Origin of the sequence: Litoribacter ruber (genome assembly GCF_018449405.1) — a bacterium.
Lineage (GTDB): Bacteria > Bacteroidota > Bacteroidia > Cytophagales > Cyclobacteriaceae > Litoribacter > Litoribacter ruber.
In genome coordinates, this window is record NZ_JAHCMY010000002.1 from 454,468 (window position 1) to 468,640 (window position 14,173).

Annotated in this window: 12 protein-coding genes; 6 read left to right on the forward strand and 6 right to left on the reverse strand. The window is 45.9% G+C overall.

Annotation, left to right across the window (positions count from 1 at the left end):
• The first annotated feature begins 332 nt into the window (after nt 1–332).
• Complete coding sequence (gene ytxJ, locus KI659_RS06590; protein ID WP_213944566.1) at nt 333–677, forward strand: bacillithiol system redox-active protein YtxJ; 345 nt, start codon at nt 333–335, stop codon at nt 675–677.
• Nucleotides 678–868: 191 nt separating this feature from the next.
• Nucleotides 869–3,745, forward strand: a complete 2,877-nt coding sequence (locus tag KI659_RS06595; RefSeq protein ID WP_213944567.1) for a TonB-dependent receptor — start codon at nt 869–871, stop codon at nt 3,743–3,745.
• A 91-nt stretch (nt 3,746–3,836) separates the two neighbouring features.
• Here the strand turns inward: KI659_RS06595 and mnmD are convergent, their stop codons facing one another.
• The 5 genes from mnmD to KI659_RS06620 all read right to left on the reverse strand — a co-directional run bounded on the left by mnmD (nt 3,837) and on the right by KI659_RS06620 (nt 8,838).
• Nucleotides 3,837–4,523: a tRNA (5-methylaminomethyl-2-thiouridine)(34)-methyltransferase MnmD gene (gene mnmD, locus KI659_RS06600; RefSeq protein WP_213944568.1), complete on the reverse strand. Its 687-nt coding sequence runs from the start codon at nt 4,521–4,523 to the stop codon at nt 3,837–3,839.
• Nucleotides 4,524–4,526: 3 nt separating this feature from the next.
• A complete protein-coding gene (gene ispF / locus KI659_RS06605) occupies nt 4,527–5,009 on the reverse strand; it encodes a 2-C-methyl-D-erythritol 2,4-cyclodiphosphate synthase (protein WP_213944569.1) in 483 nt (160 codons plus the stop codon).
• 20 nt (nt 5,010–5,029) lie between these two features.
• A complete protein-coding gene (locus KI659_RS06610; protein ID WP_213944570.1) occupies nt 5,030–6,265 on the reverse strand; it encodes a M16 family metallopeptidase in 1,236 nt (411 codons plus the stop codon).
• A 109-nt stretch (nt 6,266–6,374) separates the two neighbouring features.
• Nucleotides 6,375–6,578: a heavy-metal-associated domain-containing protein gene (locus KI659_RS06615; protein ID WP_213944571.1), complete on the reverse strand. Its 204-nt coding sequence runs from the start codon at nt 6,576–6,578 to the stop codon at nt 6,375–6,377.
• A 76-nt stretch (nt 6,579–6,654) separates the two neighbouring features.
• Entirely contained in the window at nt 6,655–8,838 is a 2,184-nt protein-coding gene (locus KI659_RS06620; RefSeq protein WP_213944572.1) for a heavy metal translocating P-type ATPase, read from the reverse strand.
• A 169-nt stretch (nt 8,839–9,007) separates the two neighbouring features.
• On the opposite strand from KI659_RS06620, the gene bshC reads away from it, so the two are divergent.
• Genes bshC through KI659_RS06635 form a run of 3 tightly spaced genes read left to right on the forward strand, consistent with a single transcriptional unit; the run spans nt 9,008 to nt 11,646 of the window.
• Nucleotides 9,008–10,558, forward strand: a complete 1,551-nt coding sequence (bshC, locus tag KI659_RS06625) for a bacillithiol biosynthesis cysteine-adding enzyme BshC (RefSeq protein WP_213944573.1) — start codon at nt 9,008–9,010, stop codon at nt 10,556–10,558.
• A 1-nt stretch (nt 10,559) separates the two neighbouring features.
• The gene (locus KI659_RS06630; protein WP_213944574.1) at nt 10,560–11,126 is read left to right on the forward strand and encodes a 5-formyltetrahydrofolate cyclo-ligase; all 567 of its coding nucleotides are present in this window, start codon (nt 10,560–10,562) and stop codon (nt 11,124–11,126) included.
• 31 nt (nt 11,127–11,157) lie between these two features.
• Nucleotides 11,158–11,646 (forward strand): hypothetical protein, encoded by a 489-nt coding sequence (locus KI659_RS06635; protein ID WP_213944575.1) that lies wholly within the window; start codon nt 11,158–11,160, stop codon nt 11,644–11,646.
• A gap of 55 nt (nt 11,647–11,701) precedes the next feature.
• Here the strand turns inward: KI659_RS06635 and KI659_RS06640 are convergent, their stop codons facing one another.
• Nucleotides 11,702–12,829: a PQQ-dependent sugar dehydrogenase gene (locus KI659_RS06640; protein ID WP_213944576.1), complete on the reverse strand. Its 1,128-nt coding sequence runs from the start codon at nt 12,827–12,829 to the stop codon at nt 11,702–11,704.
• A 172-nt stretch (nt 12,830–13,001) separates the two neighbouring features.
• Here KI659_RS06640 and KI659_RS06645 point away from each other — a divergent pair, with 172 nt between their 5' ends.
• A complete protein-coding gene (locus tag KI659_RS06645) occupies nt 13,002–14,123 on the forward strand; it encodes a sugar phosphate isomerase/epimerase family protein (protein ID WP_213944577.1) in 1,122 nt (373 codons plus the stop codon).
• The last annotated feature ends 50 nt before the right edge of the window (nt 14,124–14,173 follow it).

The window sequence follows — 14,173 nt, forward strand, 5'->3', positions numbered from 1 at the left end:
TTCTAATTATGTATATCCGCTATTTAAAACTGCCAGAATCTTGGCACGTTGCTAGCCTGGAGCTATCTTCCGTTTCCGTCTCCCGTCTTCGGTCCCACCACGGCCAAGCTTCGGTCACCGGTCTTCGGTCTTCCGTCCAGTCAATCAAAGTGCATCATTGCGAATCGTCATCTAATTCACAAGAATAACGATAGTGGCGCAAAATAGTCAAATTTCAAAGGTTTCTTTTTTCTTAAAAAACTATAATCCAGCGGATCGCATGATTTTGCGGTTGGAGGGAATTTTAAACCCTGCTACTTTTGTTAGCAGTTAGTTATCATAAAAATGCACAAATGAACTGGACCAATTTAGAGAACACCACGCAACTAGAAGATATAAAAAAAGAAAGCCACAGCCAGCCCATCATGATATTCAAGCATTCCACCAGATGCTCCATTAGCGGCATGGCCATTGACCGATTGACCAGAAGTTGGAAGGAATCCGAAACTTCCCATATCAAGCCTTATTACCTTGATTTGATCAGCTACAGGCAAATCTCAAATCAAATCGCCGAGGAGTTTGGCGTTCAGCATGAATCCCCTCAGGTTATTTTGGTCAAAGATGGCAAAGCGGTCTATGACACCAGCCATATGGGAATCAACTATAAGGAGATTTTATCAGAAAGTTCCAGTTTGTAAATAGAGTAGATTGAAGTAAAGCCCGGTGTAAAAGCCGGGCTTTTTTTAAACTATTTTTTAACCGCTCGCAACCCGCATTCCCCATTCAAAACATCCCTCAATTTCCGATTAAACCTTCATCTGGATTCGCAGTCTAAAAGTCAATAATCTCAATTTTCTGATTTTTTAGAAAACGAATATCAACTACTTATATGAAAATTTCTACACTTAAAGTGTTGGGGCTCTTGCTGTTGTTAGCGTGTGTGAATGATGGGTTTGCCCAACAGAGGGGGACAGGACAACGGGGGCCAGGAGGCCAGATAAGAGGCCAGGTAATGGAAGGGAATACCAACGAGCCGCTCATAGGGGCGAATGTATTAATAAAAACTGTGACAGACTCCTTGGTGACATCGGCCATCACGGATCTGGATGGGACTTTTTCGATTGACAGACCAAGAATCCCAACCGTGGTCATAGAGATTTTATACCTAGGGTTTGAGAAATATCAAAAGACCCTCAGCAGAGGTGAAAGCCTAGATTTGGGTGTGATCCAGCTCAAGGAAGATTCCAAACTCCTAGATGAATTTGTTTTGCAAGGGCAGGCTATGGTAGGGGAAATGAAAGGTGATACCACCTCCTTTAACGCGGCAGCTTTCAAAACCAGGGAAAATGCCGTGGCTGAGGATATGGTGCGGAAACTTCCCGGGGTGACCATCCAAAATGGTGAGATCCAGGCAAGAGGAGAGCAGGTGCAGAAAGTGCTGGTGGATGGCCGAGAGTTTTTTGGAAATGATCCCTTTTTGGCTCTTAGAAACCTCCCAGCAGATGTAATAGACAAAGTAGAGATCCTCGATCAGCGGTCAGACCAATCCAGACTTACGGGTTTTGACGATGGGAACTATAGCCGAACCATCAATATCGTGACCCGGCAGGATAAGCGGAATGGCCAGTTTGGAAGGGTGTATGGTGGATACGGAACCGACAACCGCTACTCTGCAGGCGGGAACATCAATTTCTTTAAAGGGGATAAGCGAATCTCTGTAATCGGGCTTTTTAACAACATCAACCAGCAAAACTTTTCTTCCCAAGATATGGTGGGAATTGAAGGTGGCGGCGGTGGTCGTGGTGGCCGTGGAGGCGGCGGCTGGGGCGGCGGAGGTGGCCGAATGGGTGGCAACCAGAATTTTGCCGTTGGACAGGATCAGGGGATCATCACCACCAACTCCTTGGGTTTGAATTATAGCGACAAATGGGGTGATAAAATCAACTTTACCGGTAGCTATTTCTTCAATTCTACGCAGAACAACGTTTTTCAGAACACCAACCGGGAGTTGGTATTGGCCACGTCAAACCAGCTTTATCGCGAGACTTTGTTGGAAAATGTAAGAAGCAATACCCATCGTGTAAATGCTCGGATGGAATATGATATTGATGAAAAGAATGCCTTGATCATAGCTCCATCAGCGAATATTAGATCAAACTCGAGCTTCATGGACAGGGATGCCATCAACCTGACAGGAGCATTTGATCCGCTCAGTAGCACCAGGTCGATTACCGATGGTACAGCGGATTCTTATAGCATCAGCAATAATTTGACCTACCGGTATAAATTTGACAAGCAAGGCAGGACCTTGTCAACGGACCTTTTCACCTCCTTCAATAAGACGGATGATTTTACCAAATTGATGGCTGCCAATAGGGATTACATCCAAAATGATTTTGACACCATCAATCAGGAAACTTTTGCGCTTTCCGATGGATTCAACTACAGAGCAAATTTGACATTTACGGAGCCTTTGACCAGCAAAGCTATCGGTACGGTAAGTTATCAAGTTGGGAACAACAAGACTTCCGCTGACCAAAGGACTTTCCAGATTGCCGAGCAGGGCTTAGTAGTATTGGATACAGCTTTAAGTAACCAGTTTGAAAACCAGTTTTTGACCCAGAGAGCAGGGCTTGGTTACCGATATAACAACCAAAAAGGATTGAACTTAAATGCCAGCTTGGACTATCAAAATGCAACTTTGGATAACGCGGCCTTCTTCCCTGTGCCTGCGGAGTTTCAGCGCTCTTTCAACAACATATTGCCCACTGTGAATATGCAGTATAGAAAGGAAAATGGGACGTCATTTAGGATTAGATACCGCACAAGCACCAACGAGCCAAATGTGATCCAGCTGCAGAACGTGGTCAATAACGCCAACCCGCTGATGATGTCCGTGGGTAACCCGAACCTGGGCCAAAGCTTTAACCACACGATTTTTGCCAACATGTCGAAAATCAACATGGAAAAGTCCAGGACATTCTTCCTATTCCTTTTTGCTTCCAAGACCGACAACTTTATGGGCAACAGTACCTTTGTCGCCCAACAGGATACGGCTATCAGCCCGGACGTGATATTGAGAAGGGGTGGTCAGCTGGTGAGGCCTGTGAATTTGGATGGGCAGTTTAACAGCAGATTGTTTGTGACTTACGGTGCTCCGGTGGCGCCTTTGAGGTCGCAGTTTAACATGAATTCAAGTATTAGCTTCAATCGTACCCCTGGGTTGATCAATGATGACCTCAATTTGAACGATAATATTGGATTGAGCCAGGGTGTTACCTTGACCAGTAATATCAGCAAGGATGTCGATTTTACTTTTCAGACCACCGGTACTTATAATATCGTGAACAGTTCCCTGCAGACCACGCTCAATAATAATTTTTATGTACAAAACTCCAACGTGAGGTTTTATTATAGCCCCAATGACGGAAAACTGTTCATATCCAATGTGGTAAACAATGCCTTGTATAGAGGACTCTCCGAAGGAATGGACCAATCTATCTGGCTATGGAATGTCGAGGCAGGTTTCAGATTCCTCAAAGACAACAAGGGAGAATTGAAGCTTAACATTTTTGATATCCTCGGCCAAAACCAAAGCATCAACAGAACGGTATCGGATGTGTCCATTGATGATGTCTTTACTAGAGTTTTGACTAGATACGCCATGTTGAGCTTTACCTATCATATTGGAAGCTTCAAGCCTCAGCAAAGACAGGAAGGAGGACCAATGCGAATGATGAGGCCTGGGGGAGGAAGAACTTGGTAGGAATGCTAGGTGGTAATTGAGATATGAAATTAAAAAGTGAGAGGTTAGACAAGGTATATTCACCTTTTTCTAACCTCTCACTTTTCCCATCTTACTTAACTTTAACCCCTCTAGTCATCTCCTTCTTGCCCGGAGGGCCAGGCAGGGTTTCCACTTCCAGTCCTAAACCCTTCAAGTTACGTTTTAGCTGTCCTTGGGCGCAATAGGTGACAAACACACCGCCCGGATTCATAGCTTCCACCACTTTTTCCAGCAATGGCTTCTCCCAGAGTTCGGGTTGCTTGCTTGGGGCAAAGGCATCGAAGAAAACCACATCGGTAGCGTACATTTGCACTTCCTCCAATGTCGTCAAATCCTTTTTCATGTTAAAATACTCCGATAGAGCTCCCCCCTGGTTCCATTCCGCTTTGTGCAAAAGGTTGAAATAAGGCGTAAACCTTTCCAGGTTTTCCTCAATCCCGGTATAGTTTAGCTGACCGTAAACTTCCTCTTTCAATGGGAAAGGTTCAATGGTGTGATACAGCACGGGGATTTGATTCTGCTCAGCCCATACCAATGCCAGCCAGGCATTCAATCCGGTACCAAAGCCAACCTCAAATATCCTTATCGGTTGGACTCCCTTATTTTTGGCTGCCCAGGCCTCAAGTCCATAGAGCAAAAATACATGGACTGATTCCTTGTAGGCACCGTGAAAAGAATGGTAGGTCTCGTTGAGGTGGGGGAGATAGAGGGAGTGGGACCCATCCTCGGTGGTGATGATTTTGATTTCCCTTTCCATATATTATTTTTTGTTGATCAAGGCCACGCAATAGGCCGAAACACCTTCCTCACGGCCTACAAAACCCAAGCGTTCCGTGGTGGTCGCTTTGATCGAAACTTGGTTTTCTTCCACTTCCATCACTTCGGCGAGGCACTGCTTCATGATCGGTATATGAGGATTGACCTTTGGCTGCTGCAAGCAGATGGTGGTGTCCAGGTTGCCCAGTTCGTACCCATTGTTTCGAAGCAATTTCATGACTTCCTTTAGCAGGATCTTGCTGTCTATTCCTTTGTATTTTGGATCGGTGTCGGCAAAATGGAACCCGATATCGCGTAAATCTGCAGCGCCTAGCAAGGCATCGCAAATCACGTGGATCAAGACATCCGCATCCGAATGGCCCACCGCTCCCTTGTCATGTTCCAGCTTGATACCGCCCAACCAAAACTCTTCACCTTCTTTCAATTGATGGACATCATATCCAAAACCAACTCTAAAATTGCTCATTTTATAAATCGTCTTACGTGTTATGATTTCTTGTAATAAAGAACGGAAGCATTTTCCTCCGTTAGTATTTCCTTAGCGGCCTGTTGGATGTCGGCTGCAGGTATTGCTGTCTTTTTTTCGTATTCGGTTTGATACAGTTCTGCATCACCCAAGTGGGCATAGTAGGCCAGATTCATGGCTCTATTCAGCAACTGAACACCTTCAAAGGTCTTCATGGCTTCTGCCTGGTTTTTCACCTTATCAAGCGTAGCCTCTTCAATCGGTGTCTGGATAAAATCCTGTACCAGCTGATCCAATAGCTGCTCGGCTTCTTCGGCGGTTTTTCCTTTTTCCATCTTCCCGTTGAAAACCATCAAGCCGGGATCCACATTCCCCATCACGTAAGCATTGGCCGTGGCAAATACATCCGTGTTTTTGACCAGTTGCTGCTCCAGCAGAGAAGACCTGCCAAAGCCGAGAATGTCGGTGATCAGGTCACACTCGGTGTATTTGGGTTGCAGCCTGCCCGGGATATGGTAGACCTTGTAAAGGGAATCCGTTGGGACATCTGCTGTATAGATTTTCGATTTTTTCCGGGTTTGGACCGGCTCTTTTTCAATGGTCTTTTTGGGGATGTTTCCACTCGGGATGCTCTCAAACCATTTTTTGGAAAGCTGCTTGGCCTGCTCTAACGTTATATTCCCGGCCACCACCATCACGGCATTGACAGGGCGGTAATGGGTGAGATAAAACTCCTCTACATCCTGGCGGTTGTAGTTTTCCACATCTTCCAGGCTCTGGCCAATGGTTGGCCAGCGGTAGGGGTGTCGGTCAAAGGCCATATCCCGCACCAAGTGGAAAGCATTTCCATAGGGTTGGTTCAAATACCGCTGTTTGAATTCCTCAATGACCACCTTTTTCTGGGTGTCAATGGTTTTGTCCGACAGGTTGAGGTGCAGCATCCTGTCCGACTCCAGCCAGAAAGCTGTTTCGATATTGATGGCAGGTACGGTGGTGTAATAATTGGTGATGTCGGTATTGGTGAAGGCATTGCATTCCCCGCCCACCTTTTCCAAAGCGGTATCGAATACGGGAACGTTTTTGGACCCCCCAAACATGAGGTGCTCAAAATAGTGGGCCAAACCCGTTTTGCCTATCACCTCATTGCGTGAGCCGACTTTGTACAAAATGTTAAGCACGGCCATCTTGGTCGTGTGGTCCTCATGGACCAATACCTCCAGGCCATTATCAAGTACAAATCTCTCGTATGCGATCATATTAAAGGGTTTAAACCGACAAAGGGCGCAGCGTAAAGCTGGCCCATGTGGGTAAGTTTAAGGCAATAACAAATTTAGTAAAATAAAGCCGTTAACCTTTCAATTTGTTTCAAACAGGCTCCCCTTTATAGCCGGCCTCCTTCAGTGCATCCACAACTGCCTGGCTGTCAGTATCACCCTTTACGGTCAATATTCTATCTGGGTGTTTCAAATCCACAGCCCAAGTTGTATTTTCCAAATTGTCCAGCTTAGGTTTGACTGCAGCCTCACAAGCGCCGCATTTGATGTTGGTTTTGAATTTCAATTCGTTCATGGTTTCTATTTATGTTTTTATGTGATTTTTTTGCACCGATGACGGAAGTCCTTAGTGACCATTTTAATTTTACCATTTACTTTAATCTAAGGCTGTTGGTGACTACAGAGACCGAGCTCAGTGCCATGGCCGCACCTGCGATCATGGGGCTGAGGAGAAACCCGAAGGCGGGATAAAGTACTCCAGCAGCAATCGGAATGCCTATGATATTATAAATAAAGGCCCAGAAAAGGTTTTGGTGAATCACGCTGACGGATTTTTTGGAAAGTTCCAAGAATTTGGAAATCTGCCCGAGATCGGAATGGATAAGGGTAACCTTGGCCACATCCATGGCGATGTCGGAGCCATGCCCCATCGCTATACTCACATCTGCCAGACTCAATGCCTCGCTGTCATTGATGCCGTCCCCGGCCATAGCCACAATTTTACCCTCTTGCTGAAGGCGCTTAACATATTCCGCCTTATCCGTAGGCATCATGGCCGCTTGATAATGGGGGACACCCAAATGATCGGCCAAATGTGAAACAGTCTTGTCTTGATCCCCGGAAAGTATGTGGATTTCCACGCCTCTTTTTTGGAGATGCTTGATTGCTTCTTTCGAGGTTTTTTTGACAGGATCGGCAATGGTGATGGATCCAATCAGTTCATTCTCTTTGGCTACAAAGATTACAATCTTACCCTGGGATAATTTTTCCTCAGCATCAGCCAAAATTCCTTCAGCCATACTTACCCCTTGTTCCTCCATCCAGCTTTTTTTCCCAATCCTATAAAGCTTGTCCTCAAAGCTTGCACTCACTCCGTTTCCGGTATGGGATTGGAAATCCTGAATAACGGGTTTTTCCTTTAGGTCAAAATGAGATACGATGGCTTTGGCCAAGGGGTGCTCACTTTTCCCTTCTATGGCTGCGATGACAGCAGGTAAGTTATCCTCTTGGCTCCCGGGAAAAAAGACATCCACCACTTTAGGGTTGCCTTCGGTGATTGTGCCTGTTTTGTCCAGCAGCAGGGTGTCCACTTTTTTGCCCTTTTCAAGGCTTTCAGCATCCTTGATCAAGATGCCCATTTTGGCCCCTTTGCCTATGGCGGCAATAACGGCCGTAGGGGTAGCCAAACCGAGTGCGCAGGGGCAGGCGATCACCAGCACGGTGATCATGGAAAGCATCCCCCGAAGCCAGCTGTCCTCAATTCCCGTAAAGCCCCATACGAAAAGGGTGATAATGGACAGTAGGATGACAATGGGTACAAAAATTCCGGCAATTTTGTCCACCATGTGCTGCATGGGGGCCTTGCTACCCTGGGCTTCTTTTACCCGCTGTATGATCTGGGCGAGCAACGTGTCGTTGCCAACTTGGGTTGCGGTAAAATTGAAACTTCCCTTTTCGTTTATGGTGCCGGCAAAAACTTTGGAGCCGATCGTTTTCTGTACCGGAACGGGCTCGCCGGTGAGCATGCTCTCATTGACATAAGAACTGCCTGATATTACCTCGCCATCCAAGGGGATTTTTTGGCCAGGCTTCACCAAGATCTCCTCGCCAGCCTGCACCGTTTCGGTTTTTTTGAGGATCTCCTGCCCGTTATGAATCACCGTGACCTCATTGGGCTGTAGGCCCATCAGCTTTTTGAGTGCCTCTCCCGTGCCTGCCTTGGCCCTGGATTCCAGCAAGCGGCCCAAGAGTATGAAGAAGATGATGATGGCAGCGGCCTCAAAATACACGTGTGGCTCTAGTCCACGGCTCAAAAGCCATTCTGGCAAAAAGGTGTTAAATGTACTGTAAATATATGCGATACCGGTGCTAAGCGCCACCAGCGTGTCCATGTTAGCCTTGAGATTCCGGGCCTGTTTCCATGCATTGATGAAAAACGAACGGCCAAAAAACAGCAGGATGGGGGTGGTGAGGACCCACATCACCTCATTTCCATAGGGCATGTGCATCCAAAACATCCCGATAATGAACACCGGTAAGGACAATACTCCTGAGGCAATGGTGTTGAATCGGAGTTTGGCCAAGTCTTTCTGCTGCTGCAGCTCCAGTTCCTCCGCCTTGACATCTTCCACAATCAGGTCATAGCCTTCATTTTGGATGGCCTTTTTGAGGTGGTCCAGGTCAAGTTTGCCTTCTGATTCCACTATTGCAGAATGGGTGGCATAATTGACGGTAGCCTTTTTGACTCCAGGGTATGTTTTGAGTGTGTTTTCCACGCTCACCGCACAGGCCGCACAACTCATTCCGCCGACAGGAAATTCTTTTTTCATAGCCATATTATCTATATACCAAAATTAAAACATATATAGAGCTGGTGCTTTACATAATTTTTGATTTTATTAAACAATGGATTGACCGTTCCTGTATTTCCGTTTAATTTTAGAACTTTGCCACTAGCGGGGCCGTTAGCCTCTTGATGAAATTTTGAATCAGACAAATAAACCCATGATCAAAGCCACCCTTGAGCCCGAGTGTACCGGCCAGTTTTCAGCTTTCTTTTTAGACTACCTTCACCAAAAACCTTCCTTAAAACCTTTCTATAACCTATTTCCCTCACTGGAAAATTTCAAAAAAGCGGTGCAGGAGAGAAGCTTTTCCCAAGAAAAAAGGGAGGTCTTGGCAACTGCCTTGACCGGGCAATATCAAAAAGCGGGTTTGGAATGTGCAGCAGTGGAAAAGCTCAGGGATTCCAAAACCTTCACCGTCACCACCGGTCACCAGCTAAACCTGATGACCGGACCGCTTTATTTCATTTACAAGATTGTCTCTACCATCAATTTAGCCGATAGGCTCAACAAAGAATACCCTGATTTTCATTTCATCCCGGTGTATTGGATGGCCACTGAGGACCACGATTTTGCTGAAATCAACAATTTCAACTTTGATGGGGAAAAGTATCGCTGGGAAAGCCAGCAAACCGGTGCTGTTGGAGATTTTGTACTTGATGGTGAATTAAAAGCAATGCTTAAGAAATGGCGCTTTTTGCCAGATTTTTTAAGAGAGGCTTATGAAAGCTCTGATAATTTGGCCACTGCGGTTCGCAAATATGTCCATCACCTGTTTGGCGAAAAAGGTTTGGTGATCGTAGATGGGCACGATTCGGAGCTGAAAAAAATGTTTGCGCCGATTATGGAAGCTGACATTCTGGAAGGAAAGGCCAGTGAATTGGTGCAGGAAAGTACTGAGCAGCTTGAGGAATTGGGGTATAAAACCCAGGTGTATTCGAGGGAGATCAATTTCTTCTATTTGGACAAAGGGCTGAGGGAAAGGATTGTAAAAGTTGGGGATGCTTATGAGGTATTAAATACCGAATTGAAATTTACAGAAACTGAGCTTAGACAATTGATCCAGAAAAACCCTGAGAAATTCAGTCCGAATGTGATCATGCGGCCGGTTTATCAGGAGGTGATTTTGCCTAACCTAGCCTATTTGGGGGGACCGGCGGAAGTGGTTTATTGGCTGCAGCTGAAAAAAAGCTTCGATCTTTACAAAGTGGATTTTCCTTTAATTATGCCCAGGAATTTTGCCATGGTGATAGATGCCAATACTTCCCGAAAAATTGAAAGGCTGGGGATCCCTTTAAAGGACATTTTTATGAGTTTTCCGGTTTGGAAAAAAGCCTATGTCAAACAGCATTCCTCACATGACTTGACTTTAAATGATAAAAAGGAGGCTCTGGAATCCTTGATGGATGAAATGGGAATGAGTGTGAAAGGTATTCACCCCACGTTGGAAACCACTTCAGAAAGCACCAAAACCAGGATGCTGAAAATAATGGATCATTTCTGCAAAAAGGTGGTAAAAGCCGAGGAAAAGAATTTTTCGGAAGATTTGGGCAGGATGCAGGCAATCAAAAACACCCTTTTTCCCAAGGGCGTGCCCCAAGAAAGGTATGTCAATCTTCTGCAGTTTTACCTGCAAGATGAGCAATTCATAGAAAAGCTATTCCAACATTTTGACCCCTTAGATTTCAATTATATTCTATTAAGGTATTAGGATGGATAAATCAGAACTGAGGAAAGTCTATAAATCCAAAAGAAAGTACTTGTCGCCGGAGGAAAGGATTGAAAAATCGCAGGCGGTTACCAGCCGTTTCCTCACTTTTTTAGACAAGCATCCGGAAATAGCGCATATCCATGTCTTTCTTCCCATTGAGAAGTTAAGCGAGATTGACACTTTTGGGCTGGTGGAAAAAATGGCAGCAAGGGGCTGCCATCTGTATACATCAGTTAGCGATTTTGCCACTGGGGCTATGCAGACGATTGAGCTGGAGGTTCCCTTTGAGTATGAGCTGGATTCGTATGGCATTCCGGTGCCCCATCACGCTCACACAACTAATGGAAATGCCATACAACTGGTATTAATCCCCCTTTTGGCATATGATTTGGGAGGAAACAGGCTTGGTTACGGGAGAGGTTTTTATGACCGCTTTTTGGATTCCCTTGGCCATGAGGTGATAAAAGTGGGGCTGTCGTTTTTCTCTCCGGAGGAGTCCATACCCGCTGAAGAGCATGATATCAGGCTGGATTTTTGTGTCAGCCCTGAACAGCTTTATATCTTTTAGAAAATTCTTTATTGTTAAATTTTATACTTCTATGTTTAAAAAGATCATGATTGTTGCCCTGCTATGTGCAGGAATGTGTCTAGGCACCGAGGTGAAAGCCCAAGATTACAATACCGGGATCGGTTTAAGGGCAGGGAACAGTGCCGGAGTTACCGTTAAGCATTTTCTGTCCAATGATGTTGCTTTTGAAGGTTTGATCCATAGCCGTTGGAGAGGTATGATGTTGACAGGTCTTTTGGAAGTTCACCGCAACATCCCTGAGGCCCGCGGATTGAGATGGTATTATGGTGCCGGTGCCCACGTGGGATTCTTCAATGCCGCTGATAGAAGGTACCGGGGCTGGGGTGATCCAGACAGGTCTTACACAGTAGTAGGTATCGATGGTATTCTAGGTTTGGAATATACTTTTGTAGAAATTCCACTTAACTTATCCTTTGACTGGAAACCTGCTTTTGACGTGATTGGTTACCAGAGATTATGGGCAGATGGATTTGCACTTTCTGTCAGATATGTGTTTTAAAAAATAATTAAGTCATAAAAAAAGAGGTAGCGATCGGCTACCTCTTTTTTTTTGTCTATTCTTCTGGAATCAGTTTGACCATTAGGCCAGTTCCTTCGGTTATTACATAAATGTAGCCGTCAGGGCTTTGGGCCACATGCCTTACACGACCGATGTCTTGCAGCAATTTTTCCTCACCGGCGTAAGTGGTGCCATCTAGCTCAACTCTGGCGACGTGCTGGTGGGCCAAGGCGCCGATAAGCAGGTTGCCTTGCCAAGCCCCATATCGGTCACTTGTCACTTGCACCATGCCGCAAGGCGCGATAGATGGATCCCAATAATGAACTGGAGGCGTAATGCCTTCTTTTTCTGTCTCTTCCGAAATCACACTGCCGTCATAATCTACCCCAAAGGTCACCAAAGGCCATCCATAATTTTTTCCTTTTTCGATAAGGTTAAGCTCATCGCCTCCTTTTGGACCATGCTCGTGGGCCCAGATGCGGTTATTCTCTGCATCATAGATCATCCCCTGCGGGTTTCTATTGCCATAGGTCCAGATGGATTTCACGGCATTCGGTTCGTTCACAAAGGGGTTGTCTTCAGGAATGCTGCCGTCTAGGTTGATGCGGTGGATTTTCCCATGGGAGTTGGTCAAGTCTTGCGCATTTGGCTTGGTGCCCCGTTCACCAGAGCTGAAGTAGAGGTAATCCTCATTGTCAAAAATAATCCTGCATCCAAAATGGACCCCAGAATCGGTTGCAGGTGTGGTTTGGATCAATTCTTCCTGATCAACAAGGTTGTTGCCCTCCAATCGGGCTCTCATAATGGTGGTCGCCCCGCCACCCTGCATAGGCTTGGCATAGGCGATGTATAGCCAGTCGTCTTTTCGCTGGATGTCCAACAGACCCCCTTGCCCTCTGGCATACACGTCAGGCATTCCTTGGACCTTTTCACCGGTAAATTCATCATTTTCGAAAATCAGGATTTCCCCCTGCCTTTCGGTTACCAGCATGCGGCCATCTTCCAGCCACACCATCCCCCAGGGATTCTCCAAGTCAGTGTAGAGGGTATCCACGCTGAAATTGAGCATGTCAGACTCAGTCATGTTGGTGGGTGAAAGGGGGTCGTTTATTTCCCCGTTGTTGTTTTCCGCACAGGAAAATAGGGCAGCGGAAAGCACTAAGGTATAGAGTGTGTTTTTCATGGGTAAATTTGCTTTTACAAACTACAATATACACAATTTAATTCTCCTTTTAAAGAGGTGAAAAATGATGTTAGTATTCTTGGCACGCTGAAAATTTAATCGGCTGATGGATAGCACGGCTTATTTTTTTATCTTTATCCAATTACACTTTCAAACCTTAAATAATTGACCTATGAACAATCCTATTTGGATTATGACTTCTGCTTTTGATCAACTGGACCTGGATCAGACTATCGAGAAGGCCCACGAAGCTGGAGTGCAGGGGCTTGATGTCTGCGTGTTCAGAAAAGACGGGACCCGTGATGATTTTGTGGCCACCCATATGGACTATGAGAATTTTTCCACGGATACGGCCAAAGAAATGATCGAAAAATTCAACCGCGCCAAGTTGAGGATGTCGCTGGGTGCTTTTGATAACCTCATCGGTGGCGATGAGCAGCAGAAAATCAACAACCAAAACCACCTGCTTCGCCTTATCCGCATGGCCCATCTGATGGGTGGGGACGAAAATGATATCAAAGTCGGGACATTTGTAGGTTATAATCACGAGTTGGGTGTAGAGGAAAGGGGCTTTGAGAAAAACCTTGAGGAATATAAAAAGGTATTTGGACCCATCATCAAGTACGCCGAGGATATGGGTGTGACGATATTATATGAAAACTGCCCCATGGAAGGCTGGCGCTCTGCTGGGTATTCGACCACTTACAATAACCTTCCAGGCGTATTGGCTGCGCGAAAGCTGATGTACGAACTGATCCCAAGCAAAGCCCATGGGGAAATTTACGATCCTTCCCACGATGTATGGCAGCATGTGGATCCTTCCCTGGTTATCGAAAATACCGATATGCAAAGGTTGAAGCGCATTCATGTCAAATCCACTCGAAACGGCAACAGCGTGTTCTGGGGAAACATGTACCCTATGCACCAGGTGGATCAATCCCTTGCGGACAGGGCGGGAGTTCCCACCTGCCAGAATGAGTGGGACCGCCACCACTATGAAGCCACACTTCCTGGATTCGGAGTGGGTGACAGCATGGATTGGAGAAAGTTCATCAATACATTGAAAGCCAAAAATTTCAGCGGCCCATTTGAAATTGAAAATGAAGCGGCACTGAGCAAAGGCACCGGAAATATGGGAGCCATCATGCAGGGCTGCAAAGCCACGGTGCTCAATCTTGCTCCATTGCTGTGGGAGCTCACCGAGGAAGGATATGCCTATAAAGGCGATCAAAACCCTTTGAAAGACCTCAACCGCAAGGATGTACCGGTAGTGACCATGGAGGAGCTTAAGTAGGATAGCCTGCAGAGAGATAACCGCAAAGACAACAAGAATCGCAAAGTGAT

Bases quoted from the DNA above. Each gene is read 5' to 3' on its own strand.
- KI659_RS06620 (WP_213944572.1), bottom strand. From the start codon at position 8,838: ATGGCTATGAAAAAAGAATTTCCTGTCGGCGGAATGAGTTGTGCGGCC.
- KI659_RS06630 (WP_213944574.1), top strand. From the start codon at position 10,560: ATGGATAAATCAGAACTGAGGAAAGTCTATAAATCCAAAAGAAAGTAC.
- mnmD (WP_213944568.1), bottom strand. From the start codon at position 4,523: ATGGAAAGGGAAATCAAAATCATCACCACCGAGGATGGGTCCCACTCC.
- KI659_RS06640 (WP_213944576.1), bottom strand. From the start codon at position 12,829: ATGAAAAACACACTCTATACCTTAGTGCTTTCCGCTGCCCTATTTTCC.
- KI659_RS06610 (WP_213944570.1), bottom strand. From the start codon at position 6,265: ATGATCGCATACGAGAGATTTGTACTTGATAATGGCCTGGAGGTATTG.
- bshC (WP_213944573.1), top strand. From the start codon at position 9,008: ATGATCAAAGCCACCCTTGAGCCCGAGTGTACCGGCCAGTTTTCAGCT.
- ytxJ (WP_213944566.1), top strand. From the start codon at position 333: ATGAACTGGACCAATTTAGAGAACACCACGCAACTAGAAGATATAAAA.
- KI659_RS06595 (WP_213944567.1), top strand. From the start codon at position 869: ATGAAAATTTCTACACTTAAAGTGTTGGGGCTCTTGCTGTTGTTAGCG.
- ispF (WP_213944569.1), bottom strand. From the start codon at position 5,009: ATGAGCAATTTTAGAGTTGGTTTTGGATATGATGTCCATCAATTGAAA.
- KI659_RS06645 (WP_213944577.1), top strand. From the start codon at position 13,002: ATGAACAATCCTATTTGGATTATGACTTCTGCTTTTGATCAACTGGAC.
- KI659_RS06615 (WP_213944571.1), bottom strand. From the start codon at position 6,578: ATGAACGAATTGAAATTCAAAACCAACATCAAATGCGGCGCTTGTGAG.
- KI659_RS06635 (WP_213944575.1), top strand. From the start codon at position 11,158: ATGTTTAAAAAGATCATGATTGTTGCCCTGCTATGTGCAGGAATGTGT.